Raw genomic sequence first — 20793 nt, 5'->3', positions numbered from 1 at the left:
GCCCAACGCTCTTGTCGATCCACTCAAACACGTTTGGAGGCAAATGTGTTCATCGCTGTACAGATCTCATGGCTGATCCTACTGGGGATCGCGGAGTTGGGGGCGGCCCGCTGGGGGCGCGCCGTCCCACGGGGTGCGCGCACCGCCCGTAACCTGACTTTCACCGTGATCAATCATGTTGCGATACCGCCGTTGACGGTGCTCTGCTTGGCCGCGGCACAGGTCGTTCACCCGCCGGTCGGGATCAACCGACTCCCGATGTGGACTGGGATGATCCTTGCCGTCCTGGCGTTCGATCTGGCCGGCTACTGGTTCCACCGCGTCAGCCATCGAAGCCTGTTGCTGTGGCGATTCCATCAGGTCCACCACTTGGACGAGGATTTCGACTTCACCACGGGTGCCCGCGTGCACACGGTCGAGGAGTCTCTGCATCAGATCCTTCTCGTGGCGGTCGCTATCGTGATCGGCGCCCCGCCGCTCTACCTGACCGTCTTCGGAACCCTGGCGTTCGTGGCCGCGTTGTGGCACCACTCGAATCTCGCTGTCCCGCAACGGATCGAGCGCTGGCTCCGCCTGGTGGTGTTCACTCCGGAGACGCACGTGGCTCATCACCACGACCAGATAGAGGACACCGACACCAACTTCGGGTTCCTGTTCCCCTGGTGGGACCGGATGTTCGGCACATTCAACCGGCGGCAGCGAACCTCTGACTGGCGGATCGGCCTCGACTACTCCCGCGACCTCGGGCTCATCGGACTCCTTCTTGTGCCCTTCCATCCGCGCCAGCTCAAAGAGCTCGCACTACGACCGGCGACAGATGCCGGCCCGCGCTCAGCGCAGACCGCAAAGTCGGTGACCCGATGATCGCGGTACAGGCCATGCTGATGCGCGGCGGAACGTCGAAGGGGATGTATTTCCTGCGGTCGGATCTGCAGGAGACCGGCCAAGATCTCGACACGCTGTTGCCGATGATCATGGGATCGCCCGATCGACGGCAGATCGACGGCGTTGGCGGCGGAAGCACCACCACCAGCAAGGTCGCGATCGTCGGACCGTCCACCCGACCAGGCTGCGATATCGATTATCTGTTCGGTCAGGTCGACCTCGATTCCATGCGGGTGGATTGGACCCCCACATGCGGCAACCTCCTGGTTGGCGTCGGGCCCTACGCCGTGGAGAGGGGGCTCGTACCCGCCGGCGACCCACTCACAACAGTTCGAGTGAATCTCGTCAACACCGGTGCGCGCGTGGAGCTCACGGTACGCACTCCCGGGGGCATCGTCACCTATCAGGGAGATCATCGGATCGCCGGTGTGCCACGCCGGTCGGCACCGGTAGACGTCGCATTCACCGAGTTCGTCGGCGGCACCACGGGCCGCCTGCACCCGACCGGCCGACCTGTCGATGTCGCCGGTGGAATCGAGTTCACCGGCATCGACGCGGCCGTGTGCGCCGTGGTTGCCCGCGCCGAATCATTCGGCCTGGGCGGAGACGAGAATCCCGCAGACCTCGATGCCGACCGCCGCCTCGGCGAGGCGATCGAAGCGATGCGCCTACGCGCAGCGCTGCAGATGGGCATGGGTGACGTGCGCGGTCGCGTGCTACCGAAGGTGATGCTGGTGTCACGGTCGGGATCATCCGCCGCAGTCCGATCCCGCTACTTCGTCCCCATCGGCTGCCACCCTGCGCATGCGGTGTCCGGTGCGATAGCGCTGTCGACCGCTGCGGCGGTGGGCAATACGGTCGTCGACTCCGTGCTCGGCGGCCCACAGCGCGCGCCGCTTCTCATCGAGCATCCGGCCGGAGTCATGGAGGTCGACGTCGCGCTCGGTACGCAAGGCACGCCGATGCGCGCCTCGCTGCAGCGCACGGCACGAAAGTTGTTCGACGGCACCGTTTTCGTCGATCCAACCGCGATGGCCAGCTAATGGGGGCCGGCGGTTTGGTGCATGGCCGCACCGCGCGGTGGGGAGTGTGCGCTGTGGTCACAGTCGGCGTGGGTGCGGTGTTCACCGAGTTACGGATGCCCGGGTCCTGGCTCGTCGCCGCGGCGATCGCCGCCGGGATGGTGGCGATCATCGGCGGTCAGGAGCTGACGCCGCACCGTTGGGCACTGCGACCGGGCCAGTCGATCATCGGAATCCTCGCCGCGGCCCCACTCGCCACCGTCGGGGCCGGTACGGCGCAGCGCTATCTCATCGTGTCGATCGCAGTCAGCGCCGCGACCCTGGCCTTGTGTCTGGGGTGTGCTCGCGTTGTCGCATGGGCCGGCCGGGGTGCGGTTTCGCCGGCGACGGCCGTGCTCTCCACACTGGCGGGTGGGGCGAGCGGCATCTCGACGATGGCTGTCGACCTGGACGTTGATCATCGCTATGTGGCGTTCTCACAGTACCTTCGGCTTGTGGTTGTCACGGTCACTCTGCCGTTCGTGCTCATCGCGATCGGACTGCACCCGCAGCGGTCGACCGCCGTCGGCCACGCACCGAGTGTGCTCGGCTTGGCCGTCGCGGTGGCGATCGTCGCTCTCGCCGGTCGGATCGGTGCGCGGCTCTCGGTGCCGGCCCCGTACTTGCTGATGCCCCTGATGGTCACCCTCGTCGTCGAACTCGCCGTCCCCGGACTGCGGTTCGACCTGCCGAGCCTGGTCGTGGCGGTGGCCTACGTCGTGATCGGATGGCAGGCGGGTGGCTCCTTCACCCGTGCCTCGCTGCGGTTGTTCGTCCGGTTGTTACCCGTCACCGCCGTGCTGATCGGCGTGATGATGGGCGCGTGCTTCGCCATGGCCGTGGGAGTCGCAGTGTGGCTTCACATATCGTTGGGGCAGAGCTACCTCGCCACCACACCCGGTGGAATCTATGCGGTGATGGCGACTGCCACGGACACCGGCGCTGGTCCTGTGGTGAGCACGCTCCAGGTGATCCGGCTGCTGACGATGGTCTTCGCGGCGGCGATCGCTGCACGGGTGTTCTCCGACCGGACCCAGATCGGGCGCCGTCTGGGGTCGCGGGATCGCGCGGAAGCGCCAAGCGTCGCAGCGCCAAGCGTAGACACCAGGCTCGGCTGACCCTCAGCCGTGAGCCGTTATGAGAGGAGTTGCAGAATGGGTGGTTTCACGATCTTCGATGCGCACTTCCACATCATCGATCACGCGTTCCCGGTGGTCGAGAACAACGGGTTTCTCCCGGAGCAGTTCGACGTGGATGCCTACCGCGAGCACGCAGAGCGACTGCACGTGGTGGGCGGCGCGGTGGTATCCGGCTCGTTCCAGGCATTCGACCAGGCCTACCTGCGCGACGCGCTCGGTCGCCTCGGACCCACCTTCGTGGGGGTAACCCAAATTCCGGCCAGCACGACGGACGCGGAACTCATCGAGCTCGACCACGCCGGTATCCGTGCGGTGCGGTTCAATGTGCGCCGGGGCGGCTCGGAGACGATAGAGCAACTCGACGCCTTCGCCCGTCGCGTGCATGACATCGCCGGCTGGCACACCGAGCTCTACGTCGACGCCGCCGACCTCCCCGAGCTGGTCGACGTCATCGGGAGTCTGCCCGCAGTCAGCATCGATCACCTGGGCCTATCGCCCCAAGGCCTGCCGATTCTGCTGCGGTTGGTCGAGCGGGGTGTTCGGGTCAAAGCGACCGGATTCGGGCGGGTCGACCTCGATGTGTCGACCGCGATCCGGCAGATCGCGGAGATCGACCCGTCGGCGCTGATGTTCGGTACCGATTTACCGTCGACGCGTGCTCGACGCCCCTTCGCGGACGACGACATCGACATCTTGGTGTCCGAAGTAGGCGAGGAACACGCCGAAGCCGTACTCCGCACGAACGCTGAGACCTTCTATCGCACTTCCACATCCACGTCCGCAGCGACTCTTACTCAGACGGCAACACAGACGCGTTAGCTGAGCGGGTCCGTCACACGACGCTGTGCATGACAACGGTTGCGGCTCGGCGTGAGCCGTCCTGGCGTGTCCCCCGTGAACCGGTCCGGGCTGTTCTAGAGTCCTGATTGCCCTGATGAGGGCACGAAGGGACGATGGAGATCATGGCAGGACGGAAGCGTCACTCGGCGGAGGACATCGTGCGCAAGTTGCGCCGGGCAGACGAGTTGGCGGCGCAGGGTAAGACCGGTGAGGAGATCGCCGCCGACTTGGAGGTGTCGGCGGCCACGTTGTACAACTGGCGCCGCCAGTACGGCGGCATGGACGCCGATGCCGCCAAAGAGCTCAAGGAGTTGCGCGAGCAGAATAGCCGGCTCAAAAGGCTCCTCGCTGATGCCGAGTTGGAGAAGGACGCGCTGCGGGAGATCGCGAAGGGAATATTTTGAGCCCAACTGCCAAACGCGCCGCGATCGACATGCTCAAGGATGTGATGAACATGTCAGAACGTATGGCGTGCAAGGTTGTTGGGCTTTCCCGGTCGGCATACCGGCGTGTGCCGCTGGCGCAGACTCCGGCCGACCCCGATGCGGGCCTGCGTGAGCAACTACGGACCTACGCCCGCACACACCCGCGTCACGGGTTCCGGCGGGCGTGGGCACATCTGCGGTTCGACGACGGTATCGAGGTGAACAAGAAGAAGATCCACCGGTTGTGGAAGGATGAAGGTTTGCAGGTGCGTCGCGCGCCACGCCGGAAACGGGCCGGTCAATCGTCGGTGCCGATCATCAATGCGGACGCGCCGAAAGTGGTGTGGGCATTGGACTATCAGTTCGACTCGACCGTTGATGGGCACAAGATCAAGATCGCATCGATGGTCGATGAACACACCCGGATGTCGCTGCTGAATATTGTGGACCGCTCGATCACCGCCGAACGCCTGATCGAGGAGTTGGAGAAGACGTTCGCGATCTGGGATGGCCCGCCGCTGGTGCTGCGCATGGATAACGGGCCCGAGTTCATATCAGAAGCGTTGCGCGAGTTCTGTTCTGGGACTGTCGGGATCTCCTACATTCCGCCGGGCACGCCGTGGAACAATGGGTTCATCGAGTCGTTCAACAACCGGTTGCGAGACGAGTGTTTGAACCGCAATTGCTGGCCCACCATCTTGGAGGCCCGTGTGGTCACCGGCGACTTCAAGGATGACCACAACCATCGGCACCGGCATTCGGCACTGGGCTACAAGACCCCGGCCGAGTACGCTGCCGGATGCACCCACCAACATCACCCCGTGGGCTGCGAGATCGACTGATCGACTGCAAGTAGGAACTGGCTCTAGAACTGCCTGGACCGGTTATTGGGGACCTGCCACAGGCAGTGGACACGACGCGATACTCGGTTAGCGCGCACTCGCCGATTGGCGACGTCCCGCGAATCGGCTCGCACGCAGCACAGCTCGATACCGGTTGCGGGGAAGAGCGGGGTCGACTGACTGCGCTACTTTGGCCTGGACTCGGCTATGTACAAGTCGACAATACAGGTACGGTCATCAATGAATGATTTCACGCATCGTCGTCATTGAGACGATCGAGTTGCCACGTCGCTTTTTCTACTCCAGCGGCATTCCCCATGCTCTCATTCACCTTGACGCAATCTAAGAGATAGCTCCTCGCTTCGTCGAGGAGTCCTGCTGCACGGCAGCACTGCCCGAGAACGAGAAGTGAAATGGCTTCGTCAGGCTTGTTTCCTATTTGACGGTTTGCCGCCAACGCCGCTTTTCCGTTGGGAATTCCTTCGGCCGGTCGACCTTGTCGCAGTCGAAGCTGGGCTACCAATGCATTCGCGTTGCCGTGCAGTGCCGTTGTGGGGGAAGATAGAAGTGTCTCGATCACTTGGTTGGCGAGTTCGACGGCCGCATCAAGGCTTTCCTCTGCGACCTCAAGCCTTGCGAGGTTGATTAGTTGGGCGACGTCCCGGGCGGTCAACCGCTTGCGTCTACGTTGCAGAGATTCTTCAAAATTCTGGCGAGCAGACCTGAGGTCGCCGAGGTGTTGGTGCGCCAACCCTAGATCATCCAGGATTCTGCAACGAACAGCTTCGCTGGCGAGATCATCCTGCAGCAACAATGACAGCGCCTGCTCAAGACGCCCGATTGCGTCGTATTTCTTGCCTTGTGCGCTGAGAACCCTTGCCTGCGCTGAAAAGGCATCCGCAGCCGCCACGGAGTGAAGCGTGTCGTCTGCCGCAGAATAAAAGTCGATCGCCTGTTGTGTCTGTTCCAGAGCCCGGTCGAGCTCACCGTCGTGCCGCAGAAACGCGGCGAGGGCCAAATGCTCGTCCGGCCCACCGATCGCGGCCGCCTCTTCGAGCGCTGCACGGCCGAACTCTGGCTGGCCAAGTTCGACGAGCTTCTCGCCACGCAGGCGCAAACTCGCGGATTTCAGAACATCTTTTCCGGATGTGGGAAGCAAATCGACGTACCGGGGTATCTTCGGCACTACTGCCGTTGCCGCCCAAAGATTGAGGCGCTCAGCGAGCTTGCTCTTCAGATCCCTTGCTGTACGAATAGTTTCGAACATCAATAAATGCTGTTCGATGATCTGGTCCTTAAGCGGCTCTTCAAGTTTGAGCGGGCACTGCCTGGTCAGAGGGCCGGCGTGTCGTTGAGATGAAGCGCCCCTGGTCTCCGGAAATCTGGATGTTGCGACACATTCCGATTTCAGTTGAGGAGTACCAGGGGCATGGCTGATGCTACGTCGTTGTTGTTGGGTTTGGAAGGGCTCGAGGTCCGGTCGGTCACCCGGCTGGGAGACGGGTCGCGGGTGGTGGAGGTGGTAACCGCTGACCCGGCGGCCGCGAGGTGTCCGGACTGCAAGATCACCTCCGACTCGGTGAAGGGTCACGCGGTCACCCGACCGCGTGATATCCGATACGGGGATGATCCAATCCTGTTGCGGTGGAACAAGACCCGCTATTACTGCCAGAACTCGGGTTGTGAGCGCCGGTCGTTCACCGAATCCTTGCAGCAGGTCCCGCCACGGCGTCGTACCACCACCCGTCTGCGTACCCAGATCGGCCGGAGCATCGGCGAGGCGGCCCGGTCGGTGATCGAGGTCGCCGCGGCCGCGGGCGTCTCGTGGCCGACCGCTCACGCGGCGTTCGTCGAGCACGCCGAGGAGGTCCTCGCCGATGTGGAGCCGGTGCGGGTTCTCGGGATCGATGAGACCCGCCGCGGCAAGCCCCGCTGGCTCCGCGACAAGGACGGAGCCCGGTTCGTGCGGGTCGACCCGTGGGACACCGGCTTCGTCGATCTCAGTGGCGATCAGGGCCTACTCGGGCAGGTCGAAGGACGCACCAGCGCAACGGTCACCGACTGGCTGACCGCACAGACCGACGAGTTCCGCCAGCAGGTCACCCATGTGGCGATCGACCCGTCGGCCGCCTACGCCGCCGCGGTGACCGCCGAGTTGTTGCCCAACGCGCAGGTGGTCGTCGATCATTTCCACCTGATCAAGCTGGCCAACGACATGGTGACCGCGGTACGCCGCCGTGTCACCTTCGACGCCTACGGCCGCCGGGGCCGCAAGCAGGACCCGGAATGGGCGAACCGGCACCGGCTGTTGACAGCGCGAGAGAAGTTGGCGCCCAAGTCTTTTGCGAAGATGTGGAACTCGTTGATCGACAACGACCCCAGCGGTCAGATCATCATCGCCTACATCGCGAAAGAAGAACTACGCCAACTACTTTCCGCAGCCAGAGACAACGCGGACGACACGGACATCCGTGATCGTCTCTACCGCTTCTACGCGTGGTGCGCCGACGCCGATATCCCTGAGGTCACCCGGTTGGCAACCACCATCGAGACCTGGTGGCCGGCGGTGCTCGCGTTCCTGCACACCGGGATCACCAACGCCCGCACCGAGGGGTACAACCGCCTGGTCAAACAGGTCAAACGAGTCGCGTGCGGATTCCGCAACACCGAGAACTCACGCCGCCGGATACGATTCCACTGCACCCGCACCCAGCGGGCCAATGTCCACTTCCACTGCTAGGCAGTGCCCGCTCAACCTCGAAGAGCCCCTTAAGCTGACCAATCCGCTGAGCCGGGCTCGATGTGTCGAAGAACGCGACCCAGACGTCTCGCATCGGCTGGTCGGCTCTTGCCAGCTCCATCAGACCGGTGAACAGTTCCTCCTCGGTACCCGATGTGTACCCCCATGGACTGCCCGGCTCGCTACCCCAACTCGCTTTGAAGAGGACGACCTGAAATGGCACTCGTCGATCAGCTCGTTTATGGCCGCTTGCGGCCTACGTACGGTGCCGCGCACACGATCCCACCCAACTACCTCATAGGTGACACTATCTGTTCCCTCGCGTCGGCGATTGTGCTCATCAACAGTGGCGTGAACCGCGTTTCGCTCATCCTGTAAGTCGCCAGGAGAAGCAAGGAAAATTCGAAGCGGCAGTGCGTCGGTCATGTACCGGATGGTAGCCGGAGCCAAGCGGTTGGTCGTCACAGCATGCCGTTGTCTCCAGCGCGCCTTGTCGGCGGCCGAGCAGGCTTTGATTGACCCGTTGCTTCGCATGGTCGGAGAGCCTCGCGTCTTCACAGAGGACCGCGGAACGCATCAGAGCCAGCCGCTCGTCGTTTGCGGAAGAAGGCCGCCGACCTCGGAGCTTCATTGCGTTGAGGTCGCTTTGGGTTCGACCACATCGTCTGTCATTGCGAGCACCAGACTTTGAGAGGCGCATTGATGGTGGTCCTGACGTAGGTCTCGACAGCGGCAAGGAGATCGGACTGCTGTTGGCTCAATTGCGTCGAGCTCAGTCCGGGTTGGACAATCACTATTTCCATTCGCCTTCGATGGACCTGCGCTTGGGCCTGAAGCTGAAGCAGACGAGCCGCATCACCGGCTTCAAACGGGCTGACTCCCGTACGCTGGTGCTTTGCTTGAGCGCGACGCGCGAGCTGCTTGAAGAACGGGCCGAGATCGCTGCGCCTCCATGCCACCGACTTTTGAGCCTGGCCGCAGACTTCGTATAGGTCGGCCACTCGCGCGCCTGGCGTGACATCACTTGAGTACTTGCAGTGGAGGAGACGGACAAGTAGGCCCTCGTCGTCTAGCCTCATTGCGACGATGTCCGCGATCTCCCCTGGACCATCGTCGTCGATCACTACGTCCCATCCGTCAGCGTCGGCAAGCGTGTCTCTGATCGCTCGATATTGAATTGAGTGGCCGAGTTTATTGGCTTGCTGCGATTCGACTTTGATGTCCGTTCCGGACCAGTCGACCACAACGAGATTGTTGGTATCGAATGGTGCACAGTCCCCCCGCGGCCGGTAGAGAAGCCCACCTTCGACGATCCGGTCGTTATTGAGCAAGAAGACTAGGCCGGCCCGGTTCAGCCAGGTGCTGAGCGGCAATTCCGAACGCGGTCGAATCACTTGAATGTCGTCTGCGCTGGTGCAGGAGTACGTCACGTCACCTTCCATGCTCACTGCCGCTTCGTAGGACACAGTCCACGCGCGATTGGAGATCGCGAACTTGAATGGTCCCGTTGTGCTCGACGTGTCTGGAATGAGGTCGCAATAGACCGCCTCGATGGTCTTGTCTTCGTAGGTGAGCTTCATACTCTCCGCGTTCTGGGTGTGAAGCTCCCACGGCCACTCGACGCCGAGAAGTACTCCCTCTGGCCGACCGTCCAGTGGTTCGGGGAGTATGAAGTTTCCGATGACATGGTCGATGGTGAGTGTGTCGTCGAGGAGCTTTGCACCGATGGCATCGCACCAGTCGCACCATTGCTTCAGACTCGTCGCCGTTGAGTGCGACCAGATCCGACCCTTCTGGGACGCACTGATGTTGACGCGCTCTCCCTCGCGGAAACCCGATCCAGAGATGTTGGTCTGGGTCTTCGTACCGGCCTCGGCTGCGGTGAAACTCTCGGTGACGTCGGAGCCGACGTGCATCGAGAATCGACGAAACTGACTTCGAGCATCGAGAACGCCGACGTTCGTGGGCACAAGGCGCTGGACGTCACCCATTACGCGGTAGACCTGACTTCCGTTGAAGCGCAAAGCTCCTGGGCCAAGAACGGCCTCCGCGAGCTCTTCGAAGACCCCGTCGTTGGCCGAGTTGTTGATGTAGAACAGCCTGCGCTCGCTATCGAAGTACAAGACATACAGCTCGTAACCAATCTCGTCGAGCGTCTTGAGATCGCCCCAGCGGACCGGGATTCGACGCTCGACGACGCACCAAGCGACACCCGCCTGTGCGTTCAGGCCAATTGGATTGGTAAGCAGCGCCTCCTCGCCGAAGTAGCCAACGATTGCGTCAGTGTTCCACTGTGATGTCGGCGCTCTGTAGACGACAGCACTCATTTTCGGGAGCAGGCTTCGGAGCGCGACCTCGTCCGGCAGGCTTCCGAATCCGGCCTCAAAATCGCTGACCTCCTGCTGTTCATCGACGGCAGCCTCGGAGATGTCCCGGAGTAGGAGGTTCCAATCCGCGTCCTCGGCGTAGAGGCTTCGCAGGCGCAAATCAGGCTCAAGTTCTGTTCGAGCGACGAACATTGCGGCGTCACCGAACTCGCCACCAGAAGACGTTCGCGCGAATCGTCCAATGAACTGGAGGGTGACGCCCAGACTCTCATGCGAGTCATGGACAGCGGCGACTTTCAACGCGGGGAGGTCGAATCCCTCGCCGAGCATGTCGACACAAACTACTATGCGGGACTCTCGAGTCTTCAGGGCATCGACGGCTGCGTTGCGGCTTTTGGCCTTGAGGGTGCTGTATATGACTACTGGCTTGAGGTTAGGTGCCGCTTTTTCATAGAGCGCCAGGATGGCCGTCGCTCGCGGAATACTCTTGACCCGCGCCATCAGGATGTGGTCTCTACCCTCTCCGAGATCTGCCCGCAATCTTGCGACAGCTTCGGCCGCCAACGCCCCATCTGGGTTCTCGAAGTCAACCACCGACTTGAAGTCGATCTCCGAGAAGTACCCCTGCGCTTGGGCCTCGCGGAGTGGGAAGGAGTAGATGATCCGGCCTTGCAGGTGTTTCCCGTCCTCACGGAAGGGTGTAGCCGTGAATTGAATCACCGGTTTGCCGGCGAAAGCTGACCGGATGTCAGTCCAGGTCGATGCGGCAACGTGGTGGGCTTCGTCCACGAACAGATGGCTGAACTCGGCGAGAAATGCTGCTCGCACCTCTGAGGTCGATGTGTGAAGGGCAGACGGGGTGCTCACGACGACGTTGCAGGATTGAGCAAATGCAACAGCCTCGCCTTCTGCGGAGAACTGATGGCCGACGCGACCAACGACAGGGCGGATTGCGCGAGACGCGACGATGCCGAGTTCCTGGAGCACTCCAAGGCGGTCGAACTTACCCGCGATCTGTTCTCGCAACGCGTCTGACGGAACAAGCACAAGCAGACGTCTAGGTTGTGCTGTCACAAGGAGGCCGAGCATGGTCTCGGTCTTCCCGGTGCCCGTCGGCATCACGACGGTCGCGGGTTCGGGCCGTTTCGTGGTCCAGTAGCCCAGCACTGCATGGATCGCTCCCAACTGCGGCGAACGAAGACCGACCTCGCCCTCACTAGAGTCCTCCAGCCGCAGTGCACCACGGTAGCTATCGAGGACCTCGGCTGAAGAGTTGCGCGGCAGCGGGCCAGGCCTGTTCCAGGTCGCGCCTCGTACGCGGTCGCCTGCCTTCGTCCCGACCGGCAACCTGAGCCACAGATCGTCGGCCGCGAGTGGCTTGTCTACCGTCGAGGCGGGCCAGGTACCGAACACATTTGACACTTCCAGCGCGCCTGCGGTTTCTGAAACGCCTGTGAAGCCCGAAGCCGGTACCAGGAGTTGGCGGGCAATGTTGCCGTCAACAATTAGCGAGGCCGACCATTGATCTGCACTACGCCACACCTTGGCGCTCTGCCCTTGCTCCATCCCCGCTCAGCTCTCGTCAGAACGTGGCCGCCGCTCGCCATGCGGTCAGAACCCACGCCTCATCGAAACGTACAGGTCAGGATATGCCTCCACCGCGTATAGACGCTCCAAGCCTCGCGAGTCCGGCGCGCCGTCCAACTCCATGAGCATGTCGCGACCACCGACAAACGCCGATGGAACAAGATTATCGCTGGCCGCTACCAGAATCTCGTCGTCGCCAAGCGCGACGACGTATTGGTAGCCTGCTCGAATGTCGCGGGCGATCTGAGCACTACGCTCGACCCAGGCCATGCGCTCACCTGTAGCCGTTTCAACGTCGCCAGAATACCCGACAACACCCTGGCCACTCACTATTCTGTGGGTAACGAATCGTTTCTCACCTGCGGGAACATCCTTGTTTTTTCGCTTTTCAAGATTCTCGACGTAGCGATCGGCGGGCCGCGCCAAAGCCGTCGTCCGTTCATCCCAGTGAGTCGAAAGATCTGGGAGCGGCACGGCGCCAACGAATCCTTCAAGGGGCGGTGCAGAACCGTCAGCGCGTCCTCTGGGACTTCAGCGAATGAGTGCCTTAGCGCGGGCCGCAGAGCTACCGCCAGCCGTGGTTCGAGCGATAAGAAGAAGCGCTCAGCATCAAACAGGGTCTCGACCACCGACCTACCCGCAACGCCATCGCGATAACCGTGCTGCGCCTCCTTGCGAGCCCTCTTCTGAAACTCAGAGGAATCAGGCCCACATAGTCCGACGTAGTCCGTCGGAAGATTGGCGTAGTCCGCCCAGTGCCACACCGCTCTCATAACTTGGGCGCCAGCGTTCATCGGGACGCTATAGGCGCGGTTCTGGACCAACAGGTCGTCAAAAGTGACTGGCGAATGCGCTTCACAGTTGCGTACAAGTTCTAACCCCGTCACTACCCGACCGCCGGGCGAACGCTCACGCAATTTCTTGTAGGGTTCGCCGAGCTCCAGCTCGAAGACAGATTCGTCGAGGATATTGACAACGAGACATGCGCTCGTTGCCTCAATGAGGGCCGCAGTTCTGTCTTCGAGGGTCGCGTACCAGTAGGACAAGATGGCGCGGCGAAGGCCACGCATCTGCCTCATTGCCTTCGCCAACCCGGCTTCGGTCAAGCGGCCTAGTGGGCCTCGATCCAGCTCTTCCGTCGGTGGTGCCATCAGTGCAGCTGCTCCCTTTCCCTATCTTGGGCAGAACCTCCGGTACTCCCGGTACTGCAGTGCCGGTGCTTCTATCCATGCCTTCACCGAAACTTCGCAACACGTGTAGAGGCCAAACAGGTCGGCGTTCAGTTGCCGCTACGGGTCGGGGATCTTCAACTCCCAAGCCGATGGGTCTCGCCTGTCTGGGTCGGGATCAATCCGTTTGCTCCATGGAATGGAGTGTTGTGCGCCACCAACTCTCGCTTGGGTCGCTGATACTCATGCCTATGTCTGTGAGCCCTACTTCGGCAAATGTCGCGGTAAACGCCCCGCTATGGTCGAATTCGGCACCGCGGCTACGCGTCCAACGCTCGGGGTCGGGGTCCTCCTCGTCGACATCAGCGGTGAATGTGCCGTCAATCTCGCCGTCAATCTCAATTTGACCGTTCGCGTATCGCAATTCGTGGAAATAGACACCAATCGGGTGACGGCTCGGTGTGCTATTCATGCATATGTCGAGGTAGTCGTGATCACGTCCGCGCACCCATCAATGTCGCCGCGAACCTCTTCACGCACTGTGTCAAGCGCGTATCGGAGGGACAAGCCGAAAACGTCCTCGAGAACGACGGCCACGCGGCGAGACCTCCCGTCCAGTTCGACGACCGATACACCGTCGGTTCGCTGATAGGTGCGTCCTTCGTACTCGATCGGGGGGTGGTGGGTTGTATAGTCCTCGACATATGAGGCATCTAGTAGGTCTGGAAATCGACTGCGCAGGACGTTAAGGACGACGCGGCCAAGGGCCTTGATCGCACCCGCCGCAGCCTCGTCGGCTACGTCAGCCGCGGTGATTGCAAGGAGAACCTTAGTGATGTGGGTGTCTCGACGGAACCGGTCGAGGTTGCGCTGAACTGTCTCCGCTCTACTCCTCGCGCGTTTGAGTTGCGATTCGACGCGCGGCGCGTGCTGGTACACCTCATTGGCCTTTTCCTGATTGCAGGGCCCGCAGATCGGGGCAAGGTTTTCCACCGCGTCGAGGTCGAACACAGTTGTGGCAGCCTCGCGCGGTCGCCTGGGAACGATATGGTCGATCTGCAACTCACGAAACAGCTTTGGCGTGCGACACCAGTAGCACTTGCTGCCCCATGCTTCGGTGAGGGCGAGCAGCAGGAGTCGGTTGTGGTCGCTGGAGGTGTTCGAGTACCTGGCGTCGATTGGGTTCATAGGCGGGCGGCATCCGGGCGGCGAGCGCCCGTCACGGTGCGGGACGTGACCAGCGTGTGTGGCAGCACACAGCCAATTTACCTTGGGGCGGAGTGCCACGGCCGGAGTCAACGAGGAATCCAAGGGTTCAAGCCGCCGTGTAGATAACGAGCCTGGGCCTCATGAATCCAGCCACCCCCCATCATCGGGTATCCCCGAACTCTCAACGGGCTCAGCGCACTCGACGAGATGGCTCCGGCGCCACCGGCCAATAGCGAACTAGGTAGGATCCGAGGACCAACTCTGCTCGTACGGGCAGATCGCATCGTGCCTACTACGGCACCGAGTGCAGACGCGGAGCCCTGGATCGACGTTTTCGGACTGTCCGACGATCAACTATTCCAGGTGACCGACATACAACCCGGAACACGACACCATCTCCGGAATCGGTACGACAGCATTGGCGGAATCCGACATTGTGCCCGGAACCAGAAAACATCAGCCGACATCGAAGCCCGGAATAACCGATTTGGCCGACAATGACGCCGACACCGAGTCCGGAAACCGACAACTTTCGCCGGAACCTACAGAGAACCTACAGGCAGTTGTCAGCCCCTCGCCATATCCACGAACCGGCTCAAATGTAGTTGGTGCGCAACAGTAATCGTGGCGGTTGGACCATTGCGGTGCTTACCGACGATGATGTCGGCCTCACCAGCGCGGGGGTCGTCGCGCTCGAATGCGTCGGGCCGATGAAGCAGGATAACCATGTCCGCATCTTGTTCCAGTGAACCCGATTCGCGCAGATCCGACACCTGCGGCTTCTTGTCGGTTCGCTGCTCGGGACCACGGTTCAGCTGGCTGATCGCGACCACCGGAACCTCGAGTTCCTTTGCGAGAAGCTTCAATTGACGGGAGAACTCCGAGACCTCTTGCTGACGTGACTCGACCTTCTTACCGGAGGTCATCAGCTGCATGTAGTCCACCACAACGAGTTTGAGGTCGTTGCGCTGTTTGAGCCGTCGGGCTTTGGCGCGGATCTCCATCATGGTGAGGTTGGGTGAGTCATCAATGAACAGCGGCGCCTCGGAGATCTCACCCATGCGTCGGGCCAGGCGGGTCCAGTCGTCGTCGGTCATGGAACCGCCGCGCATGTCACCGAGTTTCACCTTGGCCTCGGCCGAGAGTAGTCGCATGACGATCTCGACCTTGCTCATTTCCAGGGAGAACATGGCGCCGGTCATGTGGTGGTGAATCGAGCACGACCGTAGGAAGTCCATCGCGAGCGTCGAATTGTGGGTGGGTACCATCGCCTCGCCCGCGAGGAACAGGTGATCATCGTTGTCGACCTGCACGCACCGCACCGGGACGCTGTCGACGGGACGCACCGCAACGATGCGCCGCACGCCTGCCGGCCCTCGAAGTTCCTTGTGCCGCAACGCTTTGTGGTGAACGGTGAACACGTCGTCGTCGGCGTCGACGCGCAGCCACCCGGTGGCCGAACGGCGGTAGGTGTAGCCGAGCCCGGCGACGAGGTCGGCCACCACGGCGGTCATGTGCCGGGTGGCGGCGGGCACCGTGATCCAGCCGTCGTCGTCGACGGTCGCGCGTGCGTCCAGCAAACCCGCGAGCAGGGCGCGGCGCTGAGCGATGGACCCGCGCAAGTACTCGTAGGGGATGCGCCCGCCGAGGTCGGCCATCAACGTCATCACGTCGACGGGCCCCTCGGCGTCGATGCGCATCCCGATCTCGGGATCATCGAAAGCCATACCGGCCAACGCGGCGACCGTGTACGGCCCGTAAGCAAATCGCTTGCGCGGCAGTTCAAGTGGCTTGGTGTTGCGGATGAACGCGCTGCCGACGTGGGCACACATGCCCTCGGTGGTGACGACCTGACTGCTGCCGTCGACCTCGATGGCCCACTCGTGCCAGGCGTCGGCGAGGATGCTGTTACCGTCGGCGAACTCGACCTCATAGCAGGGCCGTTCGGTCATGACATCGGTCGCGGCCACGACAGTGGTGGGGCGGCCGTGGGCGTCGAGCAGTTTGTCGCCGATGGCGACGCGGCCCATCGTGGTCCAGCCCGTGGGCGTCGGTAGCGGCGTGTCCAGCGACAGCGCCTTGCCAACACCCGGACGTGCGGCCACGATGATCATCTGCCCCGGATGCAGTCCGTTGGTGAGCTTGTCGAGATCGGCGAAACCCGTTGGCACACCGAGTGACAGCCCGCCTCGTGAGGCGATCGAGTCGATCTCGTCCATCGTGGGCTGCAGGAGTTCCTCGAGGGGGACGTAGTCCTCGGCGGTGCGGCGCTCGGTGACCTCGTACACCTCGGCCTGCGCGCGGTCGACGACCTCGGCGACGTCCTGGCCGTCGGCTCCGGAGTAGCCGAACTGCACGATGCGGGTCCCGGCCTCCACCAGTCGCCGCAGGATGGCCTTCTCGGCGACGATCTCGGCGTAGTAGCCGGCGTTCGCGGCTGTGGGCACCGTGGAGATGAGGGTGTGCAGATAGGGTGCACCGCCCACGCGGCGCAGCTCTCCGGCACGTTCCAGCTCGGCAGAGACGGTCACGGCGTCGGCAGGCTCACCCTTGCCGTAGAGCTCCAGGATGGCGTCGTAGACAGCCTGATGTGCGGGCCGGTAGAAATCGGCCGGCCGGATCTTCTCGACGACGTCGGCGATGGCGTCCTTGGACAACAGCATGCCGCCGAGGACCGATTGCTCGGCAGCCATGTCCTGCGGTGGTTGGCGGCCGAACTCCTCGGTCGGGATCGGCGGTTCGTCGTCGAAGCCCCCGGACCCCCCACGTCCGGAATCACGCCGGGCGCCGTGCCCGCGATCATCGACAACCGCCACCGATGCCCCAACCTCTCGCGCCGATCACGGCAGATCCGCAACGCGGATCCACCCCTGCTATCTCTGACGTACTCAGTACCCGATGTACTCAATACCCGCGGCCACCGACAGAACCCGCGATCACGTCGCCGACACCGGTGCCGATTCACCCTGAGAGGTGACCCTAGGAGGAGACCGACGCACGTTCAAACGCGCCTGTGGACCGAGCTGTGCACCAATTGTGGACGCTTCGCGTCCGGCCTGTGGGTCGCTGGCGACGGCCTGTGGACAAGATGGGGAATGCTGACGCGATTTGTCCCATCGCTGCAGTTCAGGCTATGTGCACGAATTCCACAGAGCCGAGTTCTTTACTTCCTCGGCGTGTCGCTTGAATGTGGCGGTCGGGCGTGTTGCGTGTGACGGCAACCACTGGGCGTTTACCACCTCGTGAACAGTCCGTGAGCCCGCGATGACACCGCGTTGGGACGCTCTCGAACCGCTCGGAGCGGGGCGTCGGCCACGACGAGGATCAAAAACTCTCCCGCCTCCGCACGACTGTGATGCAATGAAGCCCGTGTCCAGGATTCGCACGTTCGGTACGTTCTCGCGCGCGCTCGCCACGGTCGGCGTTGCCGCGGCCATGGCCGTCGTCGCGCCCGCCATGCTGGCATCGGATGCGTCGGCCGCTCCGCCGCCCCCATTGCCCGCAGAATTCGACCTGAGCCGCTACACCCCGGTGAACCCCGACGCGTTCCGCTCGCTGGCCTACGAGGACAACGGGCGGTCGTTCTTCACCACCGGCCGCTACATGTGCCAGATCGGCCCGCAGTACCGCTACGTCGGTTGTACGGGCAGCCCGGCCACCGCGCCCGCAGACACCCCGACATCACGGACACTCGGCGCGACCATTGCCGGCGATCAGCAGGGGCCGTTCTGGGTGCGCACCAACTGGCCGTTCGCGCCGACCTATCGATTCGGCTCCACGACCGGGTTCCGCCCGCCCATCCTGCACGTCGGGCAGCGGGTGACGATTGCAGGGGTTACCTGTACGGTGCCTGCGCCGAACGAGGTGGCCTGCCGAACCGGTTCTCGCGCACTGATCTTCGCGACCGGATGGCACAAGTTCTTCTATCCCGCATGGGATCAGGCACACGACGGCAATCCGGCGCCGCAGTATCTCCCTGCGGTGCTTCGGGGTTCGAGTCAACTGCCGGCGGCGCCTGTGGCGCCGGCGTGAGGTGCGTTGCAGCGTAAGGGTTACGCGGTCTCGAGGCTCGGCGCCTGGGGCGCCTCGCACCTCGACCATCGATCAGAAACGACCACCGATCGAAAACCGTCCAACGATCAGAAACGACCATCGATCGAAAGTCGTCCAACGATCAGAGAACGACCATCGATGAAATACACTTCGACCCGCCGACCACGCATGTGCGTGATCGGCGGGCCGAAAGTTGTTGCGTGCGAGCCTGATCAGCCGGCGACGACGGCCAGCGACACGGTCGCGGCGACGTCGGGGTGCAGGTTCACCACGATCGGGAAGCTGCCGGTGGCCTTGATGTGGCCCTTGGGCAGCTCCACGTTGCGCTTGTCGACGACGGGGCCGCCGGCCGAGCGGATGGCACCGGCGATGTCGGCGGCGGTGACCGAACCGAACAGCTTGCCCGAGTCGTGGGTCTTCACCGACAGCGAGACCTCGGAGAGGTTCTCGAGTGCCTGCTTGAGCTCGTTGGCGTGCTCGAGGCCGCGGACCTCGCGGGCGGCCTGCGCCCGACGGATGGTCTCGACCTGCTTCTCGGCGCCACGGGTGGCCTTGATGGCCAGACCGCGGGGCAACAGGTAGTTACGGCCGTAGCCGTCCTTGACCTCGACGGAATCGCCGGCTTCACCGAGGTTTTCCACGGCAGCAGTCAGGATGAGCTTCATATCGTGTTCTCTCCCTTCGGCTTATCGGCTGGTCGAGGTGAACGGCAGAAGCGCCACCTCACGCGAGTTCTTGACGGCCACAGCGACGTCGCGCTGGTGCTGGACGCAGTTGCCGGTCACGCGACGCGAACGGATCTTGCCGCGGTCGGACAGGAAGCGGCGCAGCAGCGCGGTGTCCTTGTAGTCGATGGTGCTGGTGTTCTTGTCCTTGCAGAAGGAGCACGCCTTGGTCTTGGTGACCTTTTCGACGCGCACCTTCCGGCTGCTCTTTTGCTTAGCCATGTGATGCTCCAGTCAAAAATGTTTCTTAGAAAGGTGGTTCGTCGTCCCCGCCGCCGCCACCGAACGAGGAGCCGCTCGCAGGGGCGCTGCCCCACGGATCCTCGGGTGCGGACTGGCTCGATCCGCCGCCGCGGCTTGCGCCACCGCCGGACGAACCGAAGTTTCCGCCGCCGGACGATCCGCCGCGCGAGGCGCGATTGACCGATGCGGTGGCGAATTTCAGCGAGGGACCGATCTCTTCGACATCGAGTTCCACAACCGTGCGCTTCTCACCCTCGCGGGTTTCGTAGGAACGCTGCTTGAGACGACCCTGCACGATGACGCGGGTGCCCTTGGTCAGGCTCTCGGTCACGTTCTCCGCAGCTTCGCGCCAGATACTGCACCGTAGGAACAGTGCCTCGCCGTCTTTCCATTCATTGGACTGACGATCGAAGGTGCGCGGGGTGGAGGCCACCGTGAAGCTGGCGACCGCGGCACCCGAGGGGGTGAACCGCAGTTCGGGCTCAGCAGTCAGATTGCCTACAACGGTGATGACGGTTTCGCCTGCCATGTGTCTCCCCTTGGTCGTGGTTGGGCACTCGATGGTCGATGTGCACCGGACTAGTGATTCACCCTAGGGTCCGGTACCGACTATCTCGGGACATCGGAGAAAGCCTGTGTACTACTTCCGGAGAACCTTGGTGCGGAGCACCGACTCGTTCAGCTTCAGCTGACGATCCAGCTCGCTGACGGTGCCCGGCTCGGCGTTCAGGTCGATGACGGCGTAGATGCCCTCACTGTGCTTGGCGATCTCGTATGCGAGACGGCGCTTGCCCCAGATGTCGACGTTGTCGACCTTGCCGCCGTCCTTGCGGACCACGTTCAGGAACGTGTCCAGGGACGGAGCAACGGTGCGCTCGTCGAGACTCGGGTCGAGGATGACCATCAATTCGTAATGACGCATGTGACCACATCACCTCCTATGGGCTCATCGGCCACGGACTGTCCGTGGCAGGAGGGTCGCCTGCGTCGGCAACCGTTCCAAGATACACGAGGTACCCCTGACCAGCGAAATCGCGTTCCACAGCCGATCGCGGACACGACCTGGCCGCTATTGGCTGCACGCTGGCGGCATCACATCCGAGAAAGGGCGCACCCTCATGTACTTCGCAGCCACCCGCATCCTCACCGACGACGTCGACGGTCTGGTCGGCTTTTACGAGACGGTCACCGGCTTGCGCGCGAACCGTCTGCACCCGTTGTTCGCCGAGTTCACCACCGATTACGGCACCCTGGCCATCGCGTCGTCGACGACCATCAAGGCAATGGGCGACGACGTACTCACCGCCGCGTCGAACCGCTCGGTGATCCTCGATTTCCTCGTCGGCGATGTCGACGAGGTGCACCGACGTCTCACCAGCGGGCATCTGACCGACGTCGGCGACGGATTCGTCAATGACGGCCCCGCCGATATGCCGTGGGGCAATCGCTCGTTGCTCCTGCGCGATCCCGACGGAAACCTCGTGAACTTCTACGCGCCTCTCTCCGACCGAGACTGACCTCGCATCGAAAGCGGCCCCGATCCCGGCT

At 62.8% G+C, this 20793-nt stretch carries 19 protein-coding genes; 8 read left to right on the top strand and 11 right to left on the bottom strand.

Annotated elements, in window-relative coordinates; all coding sequences use genetic code 11:
- Nucleotides 1–45: 45 nt before the first annotated feature.
- From QNM97_RS24525 to QNM97_RS24505, 5 genes are all read left to right on the top strand, one after another.
- Entirely contained in the window at nucleotides 46–864 is an 819-nt protein-coding gene (locus QNM97_RS24525; RefSeq protein ID WP_283820719.1) for a sterol desaturase family protein, read from the top strand.
- Entirely contained in the window at nucleotides 861–1928 is a 1068-nt protein-coding gene (locus QNM97_RS24520) for a PrpF domain-containing protein (RefSeq protein WP_079931595.1), read from the top strand. Before QNM97_RS24525 ends, QNM97_RS24520 begins: the two co-directional genes overlap by 4 nt.
- A gap of 53 nt (nucleotides 1929–1981) precedes the next feature.
- Entirely contained in the window at nucleotides 1982–3064 is a 1083-nt protein-coding gene (locus QNM97_RS24515) for an AbrB family transcriptional regulator (protein WP_283820718.1), read from the top strand.
- A 36-nt stretch (nucleotides 3065–3100) separates the two neighbouring features.
- Nucleotides 3101–3904 (top strand): amidohydrolase family protein, encoded by an 804-nt coding sequence (locus QNM97_RS24510; protein ID WP_283820717.1) that lies wholly within the window; start codon nucleotides 3101–3103, stop codon nucleotides 3902–3904.
- 140 nt (nucleotides 3905–4044) lie between these two features.
- A protein-coding gene (locus tag QNM97_RS24505; protein ID WP_283823313.1) for an IS3 family transposase occupies nucleotides 4045–5192 on the top strand; the annotation gives its coding sequence in 2 pieces (ribosomal slippage) (nucleotides 4045–4312 and nucleotides 4312–5192; 1149 coding nt in all).
- Nucleotides 5193–5442: 250 nt separating this feature from the next.
- Here QNM97_RS24505 and QNM97_RS24500 read toward each other — a convergent pair.
- Entirely contained in the window at nucleotides 5443–6459 is a 1017-nt protein-coding gene (locus QNM97_RS24500) for a tetratricopeptide repeat protein (protein WP_283820716.1), read from the bottom strand.
- 162 nt (nucleotides 6460–6621) lie between these two features.
- Here QNM97_RS24500 and QNM97_RS24495 point away from each other — a divergent pair, with 162 nt between their 5' ends.
- Nucleotides 6622–7932 (top strand): ISL3 family transposase, encoded by a 1311-nt coding sequence (locus QNM97_RS24495; RefSeq protein WP_283820715.1) that lies wholly within the window; start codon nucleotides 6622–6624, stop codon nucleotides 7930–7932.
- Nucleotides 7933–8600: 668 nt separating this feature from the next.
- Here QNM97_RS24495 and QNM97_RS24490 read toward each other — a convergent pair.
- From QNM97_RS24490 to dnaB, 6 genes are all read right to left on the bottom strand, one after another.
- Nucleotides 8601–11825, bottom strand: a complete 3225-nt coding sequence (locus tag QNM97_RS24490) for a DEAD/DEAH box helicase (protein ID WP_283820714.1) — start codon at nucleotides 11823–11825, stop codon at nucleotides 8601–8603.
- A gap of 45 nt (nucleotides 11826–11870) precedes the next feature.
- Nucleotides 11871–12116 (bottom strand): hypothetical protein, encoded by a 246-nt coding sequence (locus QNM97_RS24485; RefSeq protein ID WP_283820713.1) that lies wholly within the window; start codon nucleotides 12114–12116, stop codon nucleotides 11871–11873.
- A 59-nt stretch (nucleotides 12117–12175) separates the two neighbouring features.
- Complete coding sequence (locus tag QNM97_RS24480) at nucleotides 12176–12997, bottom strand: hypothetical protein (RefSeq protein WP_283820712.1); 822 nt, start codon at nucleotides 12995–12997, stop codon at nucleotides 12176–12178.
- A 196-nt stretch (nucleotides 12998–13193) separates the two neighbouring features.
- Nucleotides 13194–13487: a hypothetical protein gene (locus QNM97_RS24475; protein WP_283820711.1), complete on the bottom strand. Its 294-nt coding sequence runs from the start codon at nucleotides 13485–13487 to the stop codon at nucleotides 13194–13196.
- A complete protein-coding gene (locus QNM97_RS24470) occupies nucleotides 13484–14203 on the bottom strand; it encodes an HNH endonuclease (protein ID WP_283820710.1) in 720 nt (239 codons plus the stop codon). Before QNM97_RS24470 ends, QNM97_RS24475 begins: the two co-directional genes overlap by 4 nt.
- A gap of 587 nt (nucleotides 14204–14790) precedes the next feature.
- Nucleotides 14791–17040 (bottom strand): replicative DNA helicase, encoded by a 2250-nt coding sequence (gene dnaB, locus QNM97_RS24465; protein ID WP_283820709.1) that lies wholly within the window; start codon nucleotides 17038–17040, stop codon nucleotides 14791–14793.
- Between the two features lie 544 nt (nucleotides 17041–17584).
- Here dnaB and QNM97_RS24460 point away from each other — a divergent pair.
- Nucleotides 17585–18256: a hypothetical protein gene (locus QNM97_RS24460; RefSeq protein WP_283820708.1), complete on the top strand. Its 672-nt coding sequence runs from the start codon at nucleotides 17585–17587 to the stop codon at nucleotides 18254–18256.
- A 233-nt stretch (nucleotides 18257–18489) separates the two neighbouring features.
- Here the strand turns inward: QNM97_RS24460 and rplI are convergent, their stop codons facing one another.
- The 4 genes from rplI to rpsF all read right to left on the bottom strand — a co-directional run bounded on the left by rplI (nucleotide 18490) and on the right by rpsF (nucleotide 20167).
- Nucleotides 18490–18942: a 50S ribosomal protein L9 gene (gene rplI, locus QNM97_RS24455; RefSeq protein ID WP_208793321.1), complete on the bottom strand. Its 453-nt coding sequence runs from the start codon at nucleotides 18940–18942 to the stop codon at nucleotides 18490–18492.
- A gap of 21 nt (nucleotides 18943–18963) precedes the next feature.
- A complete protein-coding gene (rpsR, locus tag QNM97_RS24450) occupies nucleotides 18964–19224 on the bottom strand; it encodes a 30S ribosomal protein S18 (protein WP_006373162.1) in 261 nt (86 codons plus the stop codon).
- Between the two features lie 25 nt (nucleotides 19225–19249).
- On the bottom strand, nucleotides 19250–19774 hold the full coding sequence (locus tag QNM97_RS24445) for a single-stranded DNA-binding protein (RefSeq protein ID WP_079931850.1): 525 nt from the start codon (nucleotides 19772–19774) through the stop codon (nucleotides 19250–19252).
- 111 nt (nucleotides 19775–19885) lie between these two features.
- On the bottom strand, nucleotides 19886–20167 hold the full coding sequence (rpsF, locus tag QNM97_RS24440) for a 30S ribosomal protein S6 (protein WP_079931851.1): 282 nt from the start codon (nucleotides 20165–20167) through the stop codon (nucleotides 19886–19888).
- 196 nt (nucleotides 20168–20363) lie between these two features.
- On the opposite strand from rpsF, the gene QNM97_RS24435 reads away from it, so the two are divergent.
- Complete coding sequence (locus tag QNM97_RS24435; RefSeq protein WP_283820707.1) at nucleotides 20364–20762, top strand: VOC family protein; 399 nt, start codon at nucleotides 20364–20366, stop codon at nucleotides 20760–20762.
- Nucleotides 20763–20793: the final 31 nt, after the last annotated feature.

It is taken from the genome of Gordonia sp. L191, from assembly GCF_030077625.1.
GTDB classification, from domain to species: domain Bacteria; phylum Actinomycetota; class Actinomycetes; order Mycobacteriales; family Mycobacteriaceae; genus Gordonia; species Gordonia polyisoprenivorans_A.
Note: the sequence above shows the minus strand (reverse complement) of the source record. Positions and strands in the feature narration are given on the sequence as shown.